At 60.9% G+C, this 19,310-nt stretch carries 18 protein-coding genes; 13 read left to right on the top strand and 5 right to left on the bottom strand.

All coding sequences use genetic code 11. The annotated features are described in order from the left end of the window. On the bottom strand, positions 1–702 hold the full coding sequence (locus ACZ5YD_RS13435; RefSeq protein WP_379741290.1) for an SDR family NAD(P)-dependent oxidoreductase: 702 nt from the start codon (positions 700–702) through the stop codon (positions 1–3). A gap of 88 nt (positions 703–790) precedes the next feature. Then, positions 791–1,831 (bottom strand): aspartate-semialdehyde dehydrogenase, encoded by a 1,041-nt coding sequence (gene asd / locus ACZ5YD_RS13430; RefSeq protein WP_379741293.1) that lies wholly within the window; start codon positions 1,829–1,831, stop codon positions 791–793. A gap of 156 nt (positions 1,832–1,987) precedes the next feature. Between asd and ACZ5YD_RS13425 the strand changes: the two genes are divergently transcribed. The 4 genes from ACZ5YD_RS13425 (at position 1,988) to ilvD (ending at position 10,385) form a co-directional block, all read left to right on the top strand. Next, entirely contained in the window at positions 1,988–3,667 is a 1,680-nt protein-coding gene (locus ACZ5YD_RS13425) for a Na+/H+ antiporter NhaC family protein (RefSeq protein WP_379741296.1), read from the top strand. 924 nt (positions 3,668–4,591) lie between these two features. After that, positions 4,592–6,916: a hybrid sensor histidine kinase/response regulator gene (locus ACZ5YD_RS13420; protein WP_379741299.1), complete on the top strand. Its 2,325-nt coding sequence runs from the start codon at positions 4,592–4,594 to the stop codon at positions 6,914–6,916. A 329-nt stretch (positions 6,917–7,245) separates the two neighbouring features. Then, the gene (locus ACZ5YD_RS13415) at positions 7,246–8,613 is read left to right on the top strand and encodes an Nramp family divalent metal transporter (RefSeq protein ID WP_379741302.1); all 1,368 of its coding nucleotides are present in this window, start codon (positions 7,246–7,248) and stop codon (positions 8,611–8,613) included. 80 nt (positions 8,614–8,693) lie between these two features. Further along, complete coding sequence (gene ilvD, locus ACZ5YD_RS13410) at positions 8,694–10,385, top strand: dihydroxy-acid dehydratase (RefSeq protein WP_379741305.1); 1,692 nt, start codon at positions 8,694–8,696, stop codon at positions 10,383–10,385. 128 nt (positions 10,386–10,513) lie between these two features. On the opposite strand, the gene ACZ5YD_RS13405 is transcribed toward ilvD, so the two are convergent. Further along, on the bottom strand, positions 10,514–11,314 hold the full coding sequence (locus ACZ5YD_RS13405) for a DUF8170 family protein (protein ID WP_379741308.1): 801 nt from the start codon (positions 11,312–11,314) through the stop codon (positions 10,514–10,516). Positions 11,315–11,429: 115 nt separating this feature from the next. Here ACZ5YD_RS13405 and ACZ5YD_RS13400 point away from each other — a divergent pair, with 115 nt between their 5' ends. Beyond that, the gene (locus ACZ5YD_RS13400; RefSeq protein WP_379741311.1) at positions 11,430–11,918 is read left to right on the top strand and encodes an ArsR family transcriptional regulator; all 489 of its coding nucleotides are present in this window, start codon (positions 11,430–11,432) and stop codon (positions 11,916–11,918) included. A gap of 69 nt (positions 11,919–11,987) precedes the next feature. Here the strand turns inward: ACZ5YD_RS13400 and ACZ5YD_RS13395 are convergent, their stop codons facing one another. Then, positions 11,988–12,185, bottom strand: coding sequence for a helix-hairpin-helix domain-containing protein (locus ACZ5YD_RS13395; RefSeq protein ID WP_379741314.1), 198 nt, complete (start codon positions 12,183–12,185; stop codon positions 11,988–11,990). Between the two features lie 75 nt (positions 12,186–12,260). Between ACZ5YD_RS13395 and ACZ5YD_RS13390 the strand changes: the two genes are divergently transcribed. The 3 genes from ACZ5YD_RS13390 (at position 12,261) to ACZ5YD_RS13380 (ending at position 14,639) form a co-directional block, all read left to right on the top strand. Then, a protein-coding gene (locus ACZ5YD_RS13390) for an IS630 family transposase (protein WP_379801110.1) occupies positions 12,261–13,261 on the top strand; the annotation gives its coding sequence in 2 pieces (ribosomal slippage) (positions 12,261–12,753 and positions 12,753–13,261; 1,002 coding nt in all). 143 nt (positions 13,262–13,404) lie between these two features. After that, positions 13,405–13,923 carry a hypothetical protein gene (locus ACZ5YD_RS13385; RefSeq protein WP_379743760.1) on the top strand — a complete coding sequence of 173 codons (519 nt, stop codon included), beginning with the start codon at positions 13,405–13,407 and terminating at the stop codon, positions 13,921–13,923. 23 nt (positions 13,924–13,946) lie between these two features. Continuing rightward, complete coding sequence (locus ACZ5YD_RS13380) at positions 13,947–14,639, top strand: hypothetical protein (RefSeq protein ID WP_379743763.1); 693 nt, start codon at positions 13,947–13,949, stop codon at positions 14,637–14,639. Positions 14,640–14,784: 145 nt separating this feature from the next. Here ACZ5YD_RS13380 and ACZ5YD_RS13375 read toward each other — a convergent pair whose 3' ends face one another. Next, a complete protein-coding gene (locus ACZ5YD_RS13375) occupies positions 14,785–15,135 on the bottom strand; it encodes a nuclear transport factor 2 family protein (RefSeq protein ID WP_379743766.1) in 351 nt (116 codons plus the stop codon). A 382-nt stretch (positions 15,136–15,517) separates the two neighbouring features. On the opposite strand from ACZ5YD_RS13375, the gene ACZ5YD_RS13370 reads away from it, so the two are divergent. From ACZ5YD_RS13370 to ACZ5YD_RS13350, 5 genes are all read left to right on the top strand, one after another. Then, entirely contained in the window at positions 15,518–16,354 is an 837-nt protein-coding gene (locus ACZ5YD_RS13370; protein ID WP_464384451.1) for a tyrosine-type recombinase/integrase, read from the top strand. Between the two features lie 220 nt (positions 16,355–16,574). After that, positions 16,575–16,823, top strand: coding sequence for a hypothetical protein (locus ACZ5YD_RS13365; protein WP_379743772.1), 249 nt, complete (start codon positions 16,575–16,577; stop codon positions 16,821–16,823). Between the two features lie 161 nt (positions 16,824–16,984). Beyond that, a complete protein-coding gene (locus tag ACZ5YD_RS13360) occupies positions 16,985–17,332 on the top strand; it encodes a hypothetical protein (protein ID WP_379743775.1) in 348 nt (115 codons plus the stop codon). Between the two features lie 42 nt (positions 17,333–17,374). Further along, positions 17,375–18,375, top strand: a protein-coding gene (locus ACZ5YD_RS13355; protein ID WP_379743778.1) for an IS630 family transposase whose coding sequence is annotated in 2 segments (ribosomal slippage) — positions 17,375–17,867 and positions 17,867–18,375 — 1,002 coding nt in all. Because the reading frame shifts where the segments join, the coding sequence is not laid out codon by codon here. A gap of 268 nt (positions 18,376–18,643) precedes the next feature. Continuing rightward, a complete protein-coding gene (locus tag ACZ5YD_RS13350; RefSeq protein WP_379743781.1) occupies positions 18,644–19,309 on the top strand; it encodes a hypothetical protein in 666 nt (221 codons plus the stop codon). The last annotated feature ends 1 nt before the right edge of the window (position 19,310 follow it).

Raw genomic sequence — 19,310 nt, 5'->3', positions numbered from 1 at the left:
TCACCGTCCGGTCGTCGGGTCCCGCGCGTGGAGGTCGATCTCGAAGGTCCGCGCCCGGTCGGGTTGGTCGATCAGCTGATAACAGCTCCGAGCCGCGGCCGCCGGATCGATGTAGTCGTCCTCGTCCACCTCGCCCGGACCCTCGTAGACGTCCGGGTTGAGTAGCATCCCGTCGATGACGACGTGGGCGACGTGGATCCCCTCGGAGTGATACTCGTCGGCCAGCGATCGCGCGAGCCCGCGTGTCGCCCCCTTCCCGCTTTTGAAGGCGAAATCTCCCGCCTCGGGAGCTGCACCGAAGAAGAGGGCCGTCCCGCCCGTGCCGCGCAGGTCCGCGAGCGCCTCGCGGAAACAGCACAGTCCGGCGTAGGCGTACAGTCGCCAGAGGCGTTCGAGCCGGTCCGGGTCGAGTTCGACGTCGCTTCCGCTCGTGACCGTGCTGGCGGTGTGTGCGAGCACCTCGATCGGACCGAACGCGTCACGGAGACGGTCGAAACACGCCTCGACGCGGTCGGGATCGGTGAGGTCGGCCGGGATCGCGATCGCCTCGTGGCCGGCTTCACGGAGCCGATCGGCGACGTCCTCCGAATACTCCTGGCTCCGGGCGATCAGGCCGACCGGGTGTCCCTCCTCGGCGAGCGTCCAGGCGAGCTCCTCGCAGAATCCGGGACCGAATCCGGCGATGACGGCTGTTCCGGGCATGGACGCGACCACGGCGGCACATCGGATAAATCCACGGGCGGGATACGGGACGATCGGCCGGACGGGACGAGCGGACGCCGCCGGTCGCTCAGATCCAGCCGTCCTCGACGAGGAGCTCCCCGTTGAGGAGCGACGCGCCGGCGGCGCCGCGGATCGTGTTGTGTGCGAGGCAGTTGTACTTCACGCCCCCCGAGGTCGTCTGGACGCCGCCGGCGACGACTCCCATCCCGTCCGCGTAGGTGCGGTCGAGTCGGGGCTGGGGGCGTTCCGGCTCGTCGTCGCCGAAGACCTTGATGAACTGGTCGGGCGAGCTGGGGAGGTCGGCCGAGGGCTGCTCGCGCATGGCCTCGCGGACGTCCTCCGGCGTCGGGTCCTCGGCGAGCTCGGCGAAGACGTTCTCGAGGTGGCCGTCGATCGTCGGGATGCGGTTACAGGAGGCGGTGACGTCCGCGTCGTGAAGCGTGACCGACGCGCCGTCGAACTCGCCGAGGAGCTTTCGGGATTCGGTCTCCATCTTCTCCTCCTCGCCGCCGATGTGCGGGATGGCGTTGTCGATGATCTCCATGGAGGTGACTCCGGAGTATCCGGCGCCGGAGACCGCCTGGAGCGTCGAGACGTTCGCGACCTCCAGCCCGAAGCGGTCGAGGGCGGCAAGCGTCGGAACCATCGTGATCGTAGAGCAGTTCGGGTTCTTGACGAGCGCGCCGTCCCACCCGCGTTCGTCGCGTTGGACGTCGATCAACTCGAGGTGTTCGGGATTGATCTCGGGGATGGTCAACGGGACGTCCTCGGCCATTCGGTCGTTCGAGGAGTTCGAGGAGACGACGTAGCCCGCCTCCAGGAAGTCCGGTTCGACCGACGCGGCGGCCCCCGAGGGGAGCGAGGAGAAGAGGAGATCGACGTCGTCGGGAACCGATCCCGGCTCGGTCGTGGACACCTCCATCTCCGCGACGTCCTCGGGGATCGGCGTGTCGACGCGCCACTTGGCCGCCTCGCGATACGTCTTCCCCGCGCTCTCCGCGCTCGCGGTGACCGCGGCGAGCTCGAAGGTCGGGTGGTCCTCGAGAAGCTGGATGAATCGCTGTCCGACGGCGCCGGTCGCACCGAGAATGCCGACTCGTACGGTCATTGCTGGGTGTGGGTCACAAGCGCATAAGTGCGTTCGGATCCGGAACGTCGAGGAACGAATCGATGGAGAGGCGACGACTACTCGATGGAGAGGCGACGAACCACTCGGACGAGTTCCGGGATGGTTTTAAGTCGCAACCGGGAGAATCTCGAAGGTATGGCCGAATTCGGCGCGGCATCGTTGATCCCACCCTTGCTCGCGATCGCGTTGGCGATCGTCACGCGCAAGGCGGTACTGTCGCTGTTTTTGGGCATCTGGTCGGGCGGGATCCTCCAGGCTGGCGGGCCGAACCTCCTCTCGGATCCCACGGGCTGGGCCTCGGGCGTGGTCTCGGCCGGCTTCGGATTCTTCCCGACGTTCGATTGGATCATCGCCGCCGTCTCCGACGAGTTCCACGCGACGATCATCGTCTTCACCCTCTTTCTCGGATCCGGCGTGGCGATGGTCTGGAACCTCGGCGGGTCGTACGCCATCCGGGATTGGGCGCTGGCCCGCCTCGACACCCAACGGAAGGGTGGCCTCGCGATCGGCGCGCTCGGCGTGATCCTGTTTTTCGACGACTACGCAAACACCGCGATCGTCGGCAGCGCGATGAAGGACGCCTCCGATCGGCTGCGTATCTCCCGCGAGAAGCTCTCCTACATCGTCGACTCGACGGCCGCGCCGGTGGCGACGCTCGGGATCTCCTCGTGGGTCGCCTTCCAGCTCTCGCTCATCGACGACGGGTACGAGGCGGCGGGCGTCTCCGATCACCCGCCCGTCTTCGAGGTGTTCGTCAACTCCGTCCCGTTCAACATGTACTCGATCCTCGCCATCGTGATGGTGTTCCTCATCGTGGGGACCCGACGCGACTTCGGCGAGATGCTCACCGCCGAGCGGCGTGCGTGGACGACCGGAAAGGTGAACCGCGACGACGCGCGCCCGATGCAGGACGTTGCCGCCGAACTCGGCGAGCCGGCGGCGGACCACCCACGACTGATCAACTTCCTCGGTCCCGTCGCCGTCCTCGTGGGCGTGACCATCGCCACGGCGCTTTGGACCGGCGGGTTCACCGCCTCGGCGTTCGCGTCCGACCCGACCGGCGCGCTCTGGAGCGGCGTCACGAACGCCGCCTACGATCAGGCGCTCATGTACGGCTCGTTCGCGATGATCGTCTCCGGGTTCGTGCTCGGAAAGCTCCAGGGCGTGGTAAGCCTCGGCGAGGCGACCGACACGACGATCGAGGGGTTCGGGATCATGCTCACGGCGATATCGATCCTCGCGCTGGCGTGGGGAATCGGCGAGGTGGTGAACGCGCTGGGGACGGGCGAGTACGTCGCCGGCGTCGCCGAGAGCGTCGTGAATCCGGCGATACTCCCCGCGCTCGTCGTGGTGATCGCCGCCTTCATGGCCTTCTCGACGGGCACCTCCTGGGGAACGATGGGAATCCTGACGCCGATCGTCATCCCCGTCGCCTGGACGATCACGGGCGGCGGCGCGGCGGGCCACACCCTCGTCGCGGCGATGGTCGGGGCCATCTTCTCCGGCGCGATATTCGGCGATCACACCTCGCCGATCTCCGATACGACCGTCCTCTCCGCGACGTTCACGGGCGCGGACCTCATCGATCACGTCCGGACGCAGCTGTACTACGCCGTGACCGTCGGGGTCGTGGCGATCGCGTTGCTGCTCGTGTGGGGCTTCGTCGGGATCCCGCCGATCGTGTTGTTGCCGATCGGCGCCGTCGTGCTCGTCGGGCTCGTCTACGGGCTCTCGGAACTCGACGCCCGCCGACGTGGCGTCGATCCGATCACCGCGAACGCGCCACGAGAGAACGGGGAGAGCGCCGAGGAGTAGCGGAGTCGACGGTCATTGGTCCGACCGCGTGAGGCCGGACGTGTTAAGGGCGTCCGACGGGTAGAACGCGTACGCGCCTTCGTCCCCGCCGGAGCCGTCCCACATCCGGGAGCGATGACCGAGCGGCGAACCCGGGCGCGGAACATGTCGTCGAACGCGATCGCACGGTCGATCGCGTCTCGACCGTCCGCCGGAACGCATCCGGCCGCCCGGCACGAGGGTTTCCCGGTTGACGCGGCACGCCGCCGGAGATGAGACCGGCCGTTAGTGTTCCGGGCGAACATTTCTGATTTGACGAGCAGTGAGGGCTGAAGTCTCCCAGTGCCTTGGTCCGATTCGTTCCACGCGACCGTCGAAGTCGTCATTGAAGCTCAATATCGCACCGAGGTCACGCGATTCGCACAATCGGATGCTGGACGCGCCCGTGAAACTGAGTTCCTGATCCGTATATTTCCGAAACGTCCCTATCGACGCCCTCACGTCATCGGATTCGACGTGAGCGATCTCGAAAACGTTCGGAAACGGATCCTCGCCGAGGATCCGGCTGGCGACGGTGTCTGCGGCATCAAACGAACCGGTTCGGACGCGAGTGAGTGTCACGGTCTCGTCCAACCCTGTGTCGTTCGTAGTTCGAGTGGATTCCGAACACGGTGACGGCGGTGATGGTACCGATCGGCGAGGCCGTCATCAGCGTTCATCGTCGCGGTCGACGACCCCCGATCGCGACCGTCGATCCCTTCCGAGCACGTGGTTATTTATCAGAAGAGATAGTTACATTATCCGGATCCGAAAAGTGAGTACCGTCCACGTGACACGAGGATCGATCCCGCCGCCAGGAGCGAACGAACACCCGAGACCGGCGTCCGAACTCGTGGACGTCGACGCCGTCGTGACCGCCGCGACTATCGAAACGGAGAACCGGGGATGACCACCGAACCCGATCCGGAGGGGATACGCGTACTGTACGTCGACGACGAGCCGAATCTCGCGGAGGAGTCCGCGGGACGTCTCGAGCGTAGCGACGATCGCCTCGACGTCGAGACGGCGATCGGAGCGAGTAGGGCACTCGATCGCCTCGACGGAGGGATCGACTGCGTCGTCAGCGAGTACGACGTGGCCGAACGGGACGGGCTGGAGCTACTGGATCTGGTGGTCGATCGCGATCCCGATCTCCCGTTCATCCTGTTTACGGACGAGGGATCGGAGGAGATCGCCAGCGAGGCGATCGCCAGGGGAGCCGCGGGCTACCTGCCGAAACGCGAGGACGAGGGGAGATACGATCTGCTCGCACGCCGCATCGCGAACGCCGTGGACCGGTCGCGCGATCGGGGAGCGAGGAAGCGACGTGACCGCATCACCACGGCGATTCGGGAGATCAATCGCGTCCTGATCGACGCGAGAACCCGCGAGGGGATCAACGAGGAGGTCTGTCGAACGCTCACGGGATCGGCGTTCTATCGGTTCGCCTGGATCGGAGCGGTGGACGAGGAGACGGAACGTGTCATCCCTCGGGCAGCAGCCGGGATCGAGGAGGGATACCTCGATTCGATCGACGTGACTGCCGACGATCGGCCGACCGGACGGGGACCGGGAGGGAGGGCGCTCCGGGAGGGGTCGATCGCCGTCTCCCAAGCCGTGGAGTCGGACGCGGACTTCGAGCCCTGGCGCGAGGAGGCACTCGAACGCGGCTACCGGGCCGTCGCCGCGGCCCCGCTCGCCTACAAGGACACGAACTACGGGGTCCTGTGTGTGTATGCGAATCACGAGAACGCGTTCGGCGAGTCCGAACGGGAGCTCCTCTCGGAGCTCGCGGACACGATCGCCCACGCCTACAACCGGATCGACATCAGGGAGGCGTACCGCAACCAGTACCGGGAGCTGTTCGAGGAGGCGCCCGTGATGTTCGCGTTCACGCGGCGGGAGAACGGAAAGCCGACCATCGACGACTGCAACGAGCTGTTCGCCGAACGGCTCGGGTACTCCCGCGAGGATCTTCGAGGGCGACCGCTTGCGGACGTCTACACGGAGGAATCGGCGGAGATCCTGCTCGACGGTGGCGGGTACGAACGGGCGCTTTCGGGCGACTTCTCGCGTGAATCCCGAACCCTTCTCGGGAGCGGGGGCGAGGAGATAGAGACGATGCTTCGTGCGACTCCGCGTCGAAACGGAGGCGGCGAGGTGATCGGGACGCACGCCCTCTACGTCGACGTCACCGATCGGAGCCGGCTGGAGGAGCTCGAGGCGATCCGCGAACGCATGGGATTCGCGCTCGATGCGACCGATTCGATCCTCTTCGAGATCGACCTCGAAACCGGCGTCGAGACGCGCCACGGGCCCTTCGAGCGTCTCTACGGCATTCCCTCGATCCGTGCCGAAACGAGCGGGGAGTTCTACGAGCGATGTGTCCACCCCGACGACCGCGAGGAGCTCGCGACGCTCCAGGAGTCGATCGATGCCGACACCGCGACCGTCGGCTGCGAGTTCCGAACTCACCCGGACCGCGGCGAGGTGCGGTGGATCCGGTTCGAGGCGTACGTCTCGACCGGTCCCGACGGGACGCCGGAGCGGCTCGTCGGTCTCGACACCGACATCACCGCACAGAAACGCCGCCAACAGGAGCTGGAGCGGCAAAACGAGCGGTTGGAGGAGTTCGCGAGCATCGTCTCACACGACCTTCGAAACCCGCTCAACGTCGCGGTCGGCAGAACGGAACTCGCGAGCGAGGACTGCGATAGTCCCCACCTCGAGGCGGTGGAGAACGCCCACGATCGGATGCAGGACCTCATCGAGGACCTGCTCACGTTGGCCCGCGAGGGCGACGAGGTGCGGGCGGTCGAGCCGGTGGCCCTCACGGAGGTGTGTGAGCGATGTTGGAACCGGATCGACGCCGGAGGAGCGACGCTCGAGGTCGAGGTCGACGGAACGATCGAGGCGGACCGCAGTCGCGTACAACAACTCCTCGAGAACCTGTTTCGTAATTCGGTCGAGCACGGCGGCGAGGGCGTGAGCGTGACCGTCGGCGACCCCGATGGCGGCGAGGGGTTCTACGTCGCCGACGACGGCCCGGGGATACTCGAGGAGGACCGCGAGGACGTCTTCGAGGCCGGGTTCTCGACCGCGGAGTCGGGGACCGGATTCGGGCTGCGGATCGTCAAACAGGTCGTCGACGCCCACGGGTGGTCGATCGATGTGACGGAAGGGGACGAGGGCGGTGCCCGGTTCGAGATCACCGACGTGACGCGAGCGTGATCGGACGTCGGCTGCCGGCGTGGTGCGAGCGTGATCGGACGTCGACTGCCGGCGTGGTGCGAGTGTGATCGGACGTCGACTGCCGGCGTGGTGCGAGCGTGATCGGACGTCGACTGCCGGCGTGGTGCGAGCGTGATCGGACGCGATACCGTGTGCCGAAGCGATCCCGGTGCGTGATCCGCTCGATCGCGGTTCTCGCGTCTGAAAGTAACGATCATCGATGTACTTATATGAGCGCTCTTTGCCAATGGTGTGTATAGGCATGCAGATCCACGTCACACGACGCCGGAGCCGGTGGCGAACAGACGGGACCCAACGGAGGACCGAGAATGGCCGCTGATACGGGCGATTCCGTCGACCTCGAGTATCCCTCGAGCGGTTGGAAGGGGTTCTTTTCGGACCACTTCGGCCCCTCGATGCTGTGGGCGCTGATCAGCATCGGCGGGAGCCACATCGCCGTCGGACCCGAGTTCGGCGCGACGTTCGGCCTCTTTGCGGTGTGGGTGTTCGCGATCATCTACATCGCCAAGTACGGGGCGTGGGAGCTCGGCATCCGCTACAACTACGGCGTCGGGGGCAACCCCGTCGAGGCATACGACCAGCTTCCGGGGCCGAAAAACTGGATGCAGTGGTTCACCGTGTTAGTGTTCGGCGTCTTCTACATCGCCATCGTCGGCGCGGTCGGAATGAGTACGGCGGCGATCGTCTCGTTCTTGACGCCGCTTGCGGTGCCACAGGCCTTCGTCGCCTTCGTGGGTGGTGCCGGCGTACTCGTGTTCTTCGCGCGCTACAGCCTGCTCGAGAAGATCCTCGTCGGCTTCACGATCGCGTTGGGCGTGCTGCTCGTCATCGGCGTGATCGTCGGCCCGCCGTCGCCGGACGTCGTGACCGGAACGGCGTTTTCGCTCGATCTGGCCGGCGACCGCACGGTCCGATTCGTGGCGCTTTTCGCCGCGGCCGCGGGCTTCGCGCCGACGGGGTTCAGCACGAGCGTCCTGATCGGCAGCTGGAGCATGGCCAAAGGCGAGGGCGCAAACCAGCTCGAGGAGCACGGACTCGACCCGGAAAACGAGAAATACCACGACTACATCGCACAGTGGATCAAGACCGGGCGTCGGGACTTCAACATCGGCTACGCGTTCAGCTTCGTGCTGTTGGCCGTGATGGTCATTCTCTCGTCGAACGTGCTCTATCCGAACCCGCCCGGCGACGGGCGGTTCGCGGTCGCGATCGGACAGATCCTCTCTGAGTCCTTCGGTCCGTGGTCCTTCTGGGCGATGATGGTCGGCGCCTTCGCGGCGCTCTACTCGACGGTCATCACCCTGCTCGACGGCGCGTCCCGTGCTGTCGGCGACGTGCTCCCGATGGCGATGGAGAACGAGGACATGGACAGCGACCTCATTCGTCGAGTCGTCTTGACGCTCGTCGTCCTCGTCAGCAGCATCACCGTCTTCGTCCTGGGGAACATCCCCGTCACCTTCATCCTCTACATCGCCGCGATCCTCGCGGTGACGGAGATCGTCTTCTTCCCGGCGAACTGGTACGTCGTCAAGAAGAACCTCCCCGAGCGGTTCCACCCGACGACCGCCTGGAACGTCTACTACGTCTTCGCGCTGATCGCGGTGTTGATCTTCGGCGCGATGGGCGCTGCCGTCCGCCTGGGCATCGTCCCCCAGATCGTCGATCTACTCCCCTGACACCGACGTCCGCCATCCGATTCGGTGTCAGCGTTCCGCCGTCCCGTAGTTTAAGGTGAGCCGGTGTCATGGTCGGTGGTATGACCGACGACCGGCTCCCAAGCCAGGATCTCACGGAGGGCGTCAAACGCGCCCCGAACCGGGCGATGTTACACGCCATGGACCTCGACGCCGAGGACCTCCAGCGGCCGATGATCGGCGTCGCCAACACGGCCGCCGAGATCACCCCCTGCAACTCCCACCTCGACGAGGTGGCGGCGGCGGCGAAGGAGGGAATCGATGCCGCCGGCGCCGTCCACGTCGAGTTCGGAACGATCACTATCTCCGACGGCGTCTCGATGGGCCACGAGGGGATGAAGGCCTCGTTGATCTCCCGGGAGGTCATCGCCGATTCCGTCGAACTCGTCGCCTTCGGCGAGCGGCTCGACGCCATCGTCGGGGTCGCGGGGTGTGACAAGAACCTCCCCGGCATGTTGATGGCCGGCATCCGAACGGATCTTCCGACGGTGCTTTTATACGGCGGCTCGCGGCCGACCGGGACGTTCCATGGCGAGGAGGTGAGCGGCGTCGAGGTCGTCGAGGGCGTCGGCGCGGTCCTGGGCGGCGAGATGACCGAAGCGGAGCTGAAGGAACTCGAACGGTCGGCCTGCCCGGGTGCCGGATCGTGTGCCGAGATGGCGACGGCGAACACGATGGCGACCATCGCCGAGACGATCGGACTGGCACCGATCGGATCGGCCTCGCCGGCCGCGGAAACCGACGAGCGACAGGCGGTCGCGAAAGCATGCGGCGAGGTCGTCGTCGACGCCCTCCGGTCGGGACTGCGACCGAGCGACGTCCTCACCCGACAGTCCTTCGAGAACGCCATCGCGGTGCAGGCGGCGATCAGCGGGTCGACGAACGCCGTCCTCCACCTGCTCGCGCTTGCGGAGGAGGCCGGCGTGGACCTCGAACTCGAGACCTTCGATTCGATCTCCGCGCGGACGCCACACGTCTGCAACCTCAAGCCCGGCGGCGAGTACACGATGCACGATCTCCACCGCAACGGCGGCGTTCCGGCGGTCCTCCGGTACCTGATCGACGGCGGCCACGTCGACGGCGGAACGCTCACGATCACCGGCGAGACGCTGGAGGAGGCCGTCGAACGGGTGGATCCCCCGACGCCCGATCCGGCGATCGTCCGGCCGCCCGAGGACCCGATCGACGAGGAGGGCGCCATCGTCGTCCTCCGGGGAAATCTGGCGCCGGACGGGGCCGTATTGAAGGTGACCGGCGAGCACGAGTACCGATTCGAGGGGCCGGCGCGGGTATTCGACGGGGAAAACGAGGCGTTCGCGGCCGTCGAGAACCGCGACCTCGACGGCGGGGAGGTCGTCGTCATCCGCAACGAGGGCCCCCGCGGCGGCCCCGGAATGCAGGAGATGCTCAGCGTCACGGCGGCGATCGTCGGCGCAGGCTACGACGACGTGGCGCTGCTCACCGACGGTCGCTTCTCCGGCGCCACCCGCGGCCCCATGATCGGCCACGTCGCACCCGAGGCCGCCGCCGGCGGCCCGATCGCGGCGGTCGAGGACGGCGACACGATCACGATCGACGTGCCGGAACGGACCCTGGCGGTCGGCCTCTCGGAGGACGAGATCGATGCGCGCCTGGACGACTGGAGCCCCTCCGAACTCGAGTACGGCCGCGGCGTCCTGGCGAAGTACCCCTCGATGTTCGCCTCGGCCGCTGAGGGCGCCGTGACCAGACCGTGTCCCGGCTGGCGGGAGTGATCGACGCGTGTAGCCCGCCGTGAGAGTCGAACCGGGACGCGACGGCTGAAGAAACCTCAGTACGCACGCTCATCTTTTCGCCCGGCCGCGGCGCATCCTCGTTCTTGACCAGCTTCTCGGAGCTGTATTCACCGTTCCCTGCTCTCTTCCCACTCGGGACGTGGTGTGGGAGACGGGAGTTCGTTAACCGCACTTCGAAGTTCGTCCTCCGTCGTCCACGGGAAGCACCGCTCGTGGAGTTCGAATTTGCGGAACTTGTTGAGATGGACCCAACTGTACGTTGCCGGTTCTTCGCCCTCACCCGTCCGATCGTCGATCACATCCCAAATCGCCTGTTCGTCGATGTCGAGATCGGTATCTCGTGTGCGATCAACGAGCGATTCGATCTGCGATTGGACCTCATCCCCCGACAAATCGTCCGAAAACGCAATCTCAAGGGCGGCCTGAATGACGTGCCGTTTCGATTCCAGGTTGGCGTCAGTCACCCACGCGTAATCACGCGGGAACACGTACGACTTGGCGAAATACGGTGAGTCATCAATTTCGCCCAATTCAGGAGCCTCTCCGCCGCTCTCCTTTTCAAAGACACCGACGATGTAGTCGCTGTATGTCGCGAGCAACGAAAACATGATATCGAACGTATTGAGCCGCTCAGCCGGAAGCTCGAGGAGATCACCCATGATGAACGGATAGGAACCGAGTTGCTTCGTGAGTTCGTTCTGCACGGCGCGAAGCCGGCGGAGATGGGGGTCGCGATAGCTCCCGAGGATGAAATACGACGTCCGCTGACTCGAGAGATACGGCAGTTCACGCCGTGTGAACCGCCAGATATCTCGTTTCTCCGCTGGCTCAAGCTCGATGCCCCCGACGGCCTCGTGAACGACAGTCATAATGTCCGCAGCTTCCGTCGGAGGGCTTGGATCGGCCATTAGCTGCCGGTTCAAGCCACTCCAGCTTATTTCCTTTGAATCACTTTGTCTTTTTCTAGTTTAACCAACTTGGATGAACCTAACTGTTATTGCATCCCTCCTCGTAACGTCACACATGAGCGAAACCGACACGGGCACGGCCGAGACAGGGCCGTTCGCGGAACAGCAGCGGCTGTTCAAGCTGCTGTCCCAGGATACGCGCCATCTCATCATCCAGGAGCTGCTGGGCCACCCCGCCCATCTGATGTCGCTCGCCGAACTCGAGTATATGACCGGGAAGAGTCAGGCAGCAATCAAAGACCAGCTGGAGACGTTGATCGACGCCGGGCTTCTCGCACGCTACACGTACGAACCAAGTGAGGGGAAACGCGATCTTCCGGCACAGTTCTACGGATTCACCGAGCGGGGAATCGAGATCCTCCACGACTACAAGTATCTCCGCGGAGTCCCGGTCGCTCGGGCCCTCTACGAAAACACGCGGAAGACCGAGAAAATCGGGCGCCACGAATCGGCGCCTCGCCCGGCTCTTCCGGATGCTGTCGCGGAAGCACTCGAGTTCGACGAGCCCGATCTTGACGCCGTTGATACTGATACGACTTCGTGAGCCGGTGACGGACTGATCGTGGTTCCGTGAGTGAACAGATCCACGACATCCGTTCCTATAACGAAATTGTCACCAGCTACCAAATTCACGCTCAGCTTGGTTTTTCATACTTTTCGCCGTCTTTTCCCCGACACCCTCGGCGGCCATCAGATCTTCCAAATCTGCTTCATATACATCCTTGACCCACCAAATACCGACCTCTTGAAGCGCAACAGCTTTTGTGTAGCTGACGTTGTCGAACTGTGTCGTCGTCCCGTCTTTTCTCATATGGCACATCATGATCCGTACGATCTTATATAGTAGCCGATAGAATTTTTTACTCAGAGATTAATATAGTATCTAATGGATCACCTCAACGAGATCTCCGTCGAAGAACTCCAAGAGGCGCTTGACAATGTTGACGGAAACAAGCCGACACAACGGTTGTTAGCCGCGATCGCGTACAAAAATGGTGTCACGCAAACCGAACTTGCCGAGTGGTACGATACAGAACGAAAAACGATCTATAACTGGCTCAAGCGGCTCGATACTGACGAGCCGTTTGAACAGGCTGTTTCTGATGCTCATCGATCTGGACGAAAGCGGAAACTTTCAGAAACAAAGCAACAAGAGTTTGAGCAAACAGTCCACGAATCACCCCAAGAGGTCGGCCTTGACGCGCCGGCGTGGACGCCGGCGCTCGCACAACAATACCTTGAAGAAACCTACGGCGTTGAGTACTCAGTCCCGAGCTGTCGGCGGTTGTTGAAAGAGGCTGGGTTGAGTTATCAAAAACCACGCCGTTCAGCCGTTGAATCCGACGATGACGAGCAAGACGAGTTCTACAACGAGATCAAAAAAAGCGGCGGGAAATGGACGCCACAGTAGTCTGTATTGATCAAACCAAGAAATCCGTCCAAGTTGAGCCGCGTGCCGCGTGGTTTCCGCGCGGCACGCGGCCGTCTGTCGAATTATCCGGCCAACGGGATTGGACGTGCTTGCTCGGCGCGATCACCGAAGATGGTGATCGCTTCTTCTCTCGGTTCACAGAATACATCACTGCCGATCACGCAAAACATTTCATTTTAGCATTATGTGAAGAATTCAAAGATGACTTGATCGTCGTTCTCGATGGAGCACCGTACTTTCAGGCGTCGGCCGTCACGGACCTCGCGGCCCGTGACGACCTCGCGTTTGTGACGCTTCCGTCGTATTCGCCGGAGTTGAACCCAGTCGAGGAATGCTGGAGACAGCTTCAAACAGCGCTCAGCAATCGTTTCTTTGACTCACTCAACGAGCTTACAACAGCGATTGACACCGCTCTTGAACAACTCTCTATTCCAAAAGTGAGTAACTATTTCTAACATCTACTATAACTATCCAGGGAACCCCCCGTATTCTTCCCGTGTTATATCCAGCGCGTGTCCCACATGCCGCTTCGATCGGAGCAGGTTTGGCGAATCGATCTGTACAAAAGCTATTCCGCATCAGTCATCGAAAGTGAACTATGGTGAGCGACGAGCAGACGAGACGGACGGTCCTGGGATGTCTCGCGGGCGGAACGCTCGCCGGCATCGGTGGCTGTCTGCAGGTGTTCTCGGGGGACGAAACCCGTTCCAACCCCGAACGCGAAAGCTGGAAGACTGTCTCGCCGAACCCGTTCACCGCGGTTTCCCAATCCCGGTCTCCGGTGGCCACTCTCGGCGGGCCTGATCGATCGGAATCGTTCGGGCAGGTGGTCGCTACGACGGGCGATGCCGTCCTTGTCGGCGTTCCCCAGGCTGCTCGCGATGGCGTGGAAAAAGCCGGAATGGTGGCCGTGTTTGAGCCGTTGGAGAACGGTTGGGACCAGACGACGACGCTGACTGGTCGGCAACGGAAACGCGACTACTTCGGCGGGCAGATCGCGGCCAGCGAGTCGACGCTGCTGGTCGGCAACGAGTACAACTACTCGGGGACGTCGCGGATCCCCGTGTCGGTGTTCGAGCGATCGAACGGTGACGGCTGGCAGCTGCGACGGAGCTAACCGAGGGCGTCTACATCGAATCGATGGCGGTGGACGATGATACGGCCGTCCTGCGGACAGCGGACGGCGACGGGCTCGTAGACGTCTACGAACGCGAAAGCGGGGAATGGGGACGGAAACAGACGCTGTCTGGTGCTGACCGGGACGACGGACGGGCCGTCAGATCAACCGCGATCGATGGCGAGACGATACTGGTCGGAATGCCGCCGAAGTCAGGACCGAAACGTCGGCGCGCCGAATCGGGTGTCGTTCACGTCTTCAGCCGATCGAGCGGTACCTGGGGCCACCGAACGACCCTCTCCGGAGCGACGGGGGGAGACCACTTCGGCTGGTCGGTTTCGGTGGGTGATGGGACGGCATTGATCGGCGATTACAGCAACGATACAGCGTACGTGTTCGACCGTTCAGATGGACGGTGGTCTCGCGAACGGATGTACACTGCCCCCAGTGGCCATTCCGATTGGTATTTTGGTAACACTGTTGTGATGGATGGTGATGCGTTGCTAGTCGGCGCACCGCACGCTCGGTTCGACGACTCGGTCGGTGCGGTTTACGAACTGGATCAGCCGTCTAGTACGAACGATCCGCGAGGGGTATATTTCACTGCGCCCGGTTCATCCGAGCGGTTCGGCGACGCGATAGCGACCACAAACGGGACGATGATCGTCGCAGGCGAACGTTCCGAGGGGAGAGCGGTCTACATCTACGAGCAATGACTCCCGTCGCTCCCGGAACGTGGGTTTTCCGTATGCAGCAACCCCCGGACGACGTGGTCGAACCACTTTAGTCTTCAACAGCTCGTGGGTCCAGTCCCGATGTTGGCGGTGTTTCGACGGACGGGACTCAATGGGTACCAGCCGTTCAGTCCTTGGGTTCGATCTTGCCGGCAAACGTCTGGAACTCGATCGTCTCGGCAGGGATGTAGAAGGTATCCGTACAGAACTCATAGACGTTGTCCGGCGTTTCGCCGTGCCAGAGGAGATAGGCAAACTCGTCTTCAACGATCGTATCGATCACTTCGATCGTCGACCCCTCCTGTCCGAACTCGTCGAAGATGTCCGCGAACAGGCCCTCGATCTCAGTCATCCCGCGAAAGACGCCGAGGTTCGTGACGACGGTCGACTCCTCCGCGTAGTCGATCATGACCTCGTCTAAATCCTGAGTGGCGAACGCCTCCAAGTGATGGTCGAGTACGGCTTCGGTATCGCTCATTGGAAATCCACGTGAGAGTATGACAATCAATAGCAATAAGTATTGACCATCTCACACGACGGGGACACAACGATCATGAAAAGGAGATACTGCTGCCACGACAGTACTATTAATCGTGCGGATTCCGGATGGGTTGGGGCGGACTAATTTCGAGGTGCGCTAGTTCGCTTCTCCCCCGATTTCGGCCGCTTCACGCCTTCTACACGGGGCTCGTGAAAATAGAATGAGCGACAATCACGACCTCGATCCGATCGATCCGAGCACCGCGCGCGAGCTGTTTCTCGACCACAAGGCGACCCACTGTACCGAGAAGACGGTTCGGAGTCACAAGTACCGATCCAAGCACTTCAGCACGTGGTGCGACGAGAACGGCATCGACAACATGAACGACCTCTCCGGCCGGGACCTCCACAAGTTCCGGCTCTGGCACATGGAGGAGCACGACATCAACAAGATGTCGCTGCGCCACCAGATGTGCTCGCTGCGCGTGTTCCTGAAGTGGGCCGCTTCCATCGAGGCCGTCCCGCCGAACCTCTACGACAAGGTCATGGTTCCGACGCTCAGCCCCGGGCAACGGCAGCGCGACGACATGCTCGAGGCCGATGCGGCCGAGGCGGTCCTCGAACACCTCTGGAAGTTTCACTTCGCCTCCCGGGAGCACGCCATCATCGCGCTGCTCTGGGAGACGGGCATTAGACTGGGCGCGGCAAACTCCATCGACCTGAGCGACGTCAACGTCGACGACGGATACATCAGACTTGTGCACCGACCCGAGGAAGGAACCACTCTGAAGAACGGTAAGAGCGGCGAACGGCCCGTCGCGATTACCGACGAGCTCGCCGAGGTGCTTCGGGCGTTCGTCGAGCACGACCGTGCTGACGAGGTCGACGACTACGGCCGAGAGCCGCTCTTCACGAGCTGTTACGGTCGCTTGAGCCGAACCGGGATCCGTCGGGCAGTATACAAGACGACCGCACCGTGTTTCAGGGACGCCCCGTGCCCGGGTTGTGAAGACGACTCCGATACTCCCTGTCCGGAGTCCGTGAGTCCGCACGCGATTCGGAGAGGCAGTATTACGCACTTCCTGACTGAGGACGTGCCGACGGAGGTAGTAAGCGATCGAATGAACGTGAGCCGTGACGTGCTCGAACAGCACTACGATCGGAGATCAGAGGAGGTCAAGCTAGAGCAGCGACGAGGGTATCTCGAGAACATCTGAGAGTCTCTCGGTAGCTCCTCCAATTTTTAGAGTAGTACGACACTATGGAGGTAGATATCTTGTACAAGAACGAATTTCGTTGTTCTATCTCTATTGATACACTCCGCATCCAGTAGGAATCGCGTGCTATTCACGCCTTGATCCGGTAAGACACGTTTCCGGACGTCATACGTATCTCGGGGGGAATCCTTTTATCAACGATCTCCTAATTGGTAGGATAATGCCCCTCCTTCAAGGCGTCCCCGTCGGTCCAGAACTGTTGATCATATTTATCGTCACCGGGATATTCCTCATCCCAGCACTGGTCGTGACTGCGCTCATATATCGGGACGCAAAGGAACGGAACAGCAGCCATACGCTCGCGTGGGCGCTCGGCGCGTTTTTCGGAGGCATCATCGTCTGGATTCTCTATTTCGTCGTTCGAGATGAAGTTGGAACGGGGAGCCGATCTGCAAGCAACGGAACATAACCCGAAGAAATCGGGTGACGGAACCGAATCAGTCGGTCTTGTTGGAACCCTCACTCGGTGATAGTTCTCTGAGACCGTGCTGAATACACAGCGCAAATTCAGCAATTCTGATAGCCTGACCGACACTACATTTACCAGCAATAAGGATAATTGAATTCAGTATGCCGTTCGGTATTGATAACGTATTGAAAATGGCGCCACCTATGCTGTTTTGGCCTGCAGTAGTTGCATCACTTCTTTGGGTTGAACTGGGTGAGTTCATTTACATAGCTTCTTTTTTTGGTTTGGTAGTAACGGGCGGTATTAGCTATGTCTGTGCTAGAAGAGTCCGGGAATATCATGAGCGAGGTAAATATAAAATGTTTGGTAACATCAATTTAGATTTAATGTATGAATGGAAATTTAGAATGTTTATTGAAGAGTACAGTCCGCTTGCAGCAGCTTCCCTTCCAAAGACCTCCGGTCCCTTGGTGATCGCATTTATTTCCTTGTCCATAACATTTCTATAGTAACCGTTAGAACTTTTTGCTCGGAGACTGCTGTAAGAGATAGTGGAACATCTCGACGAGATCTCCGTCAAGGAATTGCAAGACGCTCTTGACGACGTGGACGGAAAGAAGCCGACACAACGGCTCTTAGCCGCAATCGCGTACAAGAACGGTGTCACGCAGACCGAGCTAGCCGAGTGGTACGATGTTCAGCGGCGGACGATCTACAGCTGGCTCAAGCGACTCGACACCGACGAGTCGCTTGAGCAAGCCGTTTCTGACGATAAACGAACTGGGAGAAACCGTAAACTCTCAGAATCACAGCAAGAAAAATTCGAAGAAACCGTTCACGAATCACCTGAAGAGGTTGGGATCGACGCGCCGGCGTGGACGCCGGCGCTTGCCCAACAGTATCTCGAAGAAACGTACGGCGTCGAGTATTCAATCCCCAGCTGCCGGCGGCTGTTGAAAGAAGCGGGATTGAGCTATCAAAAACCACGCCGCTCAGCCGCCGAAGCCGACGAAGACGAGCAAGAGGAGTTCCACGAAGAGCTCAAAAAAAGCGGCGGGAAATGGACGCCACCGTAGTCTGTATCGACCAAACCAAGAAATCCGTCCAAGTTGAGCCGCGTGCCGCGTGGTTTCCACAGGGCACGCGGCCCTCTGTCGAGCTTTCAGGCCAACGTGAGTGGACGTGTCTGCTGGGCGCGATCACCGAGGACGGTGATCGCTTCTTCTCTCGATTTACCGAATACGTCACGGCTGAACACGCGAAACATTTCATTTTGGCATTATGCGAAGAATTCGAAGATGACTTGATCGTCGTGGTGGACGGAGCGCCGTATTTTCAGGCGTCGGCGGTCACGGACCTGGCGGCCCGTGACGACCTCGCCTTCGTGACGTTACCCTCGTATTCACCGGAGTTGAATCCGGTCGAAGAATGCTGGAGACAGCTGCAAAAGGCTCTTAGCAACCGCTTCTTTGACTCGCTCGATGAGCTAACAACAGCGATCGACACCGCTCTCGACAAACTCTCTGTTCCTAAAGTGGGCAATTACTTCTAGTGCCTACTATATCATTTCCTTTATTTTGGTTTAAACTAGTTTTACATATCTATTACAACCCAGAACCAATGTCGGGAATAGTTATACTGGCTGTTATGCCATTCCTATTTTTGGGCGTTGTTGTTGGTGCTATAATCTTCCATTTTGATGAATAGATGCTCTGTATTCAGCACGTCACTCCTGTCAATATCAGTGGATTTCAACAGATCCAAAAATCTGTGTTATGACCTCCCAAACCACTATATATCGTCTCTCATATTACGCCCGTATGAATCGAAAAGTACTCGCAGCGGTTGCAGTAGCTCTTTTAGTAGGGCTTTCAGGATGTGCGACGATATCAGTGACTGCAGAGGTAGGGGATGCGAACACGATCGAACGGTATGATCTGAATATCACGACCTCGACGACAGTCTATGGCTGGCTGAATGAAGCAGCTAAGGAAGAGGGGTATGAGAGCCTCCGCGATCAAATGACGGATGATGTTGATGTGGAGTCTGATCGTATCGAGTATAGTGAGGAGATCGATGGAGATGAAGCGACGATTAACATCCAGCTATCCGAGATACCGAGTTCGGAGATGGATGCGATTACACTCGAAGAGGATGATGGTGAACTCACATACACAGATACTGCATTCGTGAATGAGTCTGCACAATCTGAAGAAACATCAGAACTCGGTGGAGAGGCTATGTCTGGCTTGGTTCTCGATTATACTCTACATATGCCTGGCAATATTGTAGAATCTAATGCGGATGAGGTAGATGGTAATACCGCAAATTGGACACGGACAGGGGGAGAAGCATATACAAATACACACATTGAGGCGCGCAGTGAGATGCCGAGTGCACTTCCAGTAACTGGTTTCGGAATCGTCGCTGCAGGCCTCGGTATCCTGATGTTTACCTTGCTACTCACTCGTACCCGTAAACAGTAGC

The organism is Halopenitus salinus (assembly GCF_055397165.1).
This window is presented reverse-complemented; position numbering and strand designations above follow the sequence as displayed.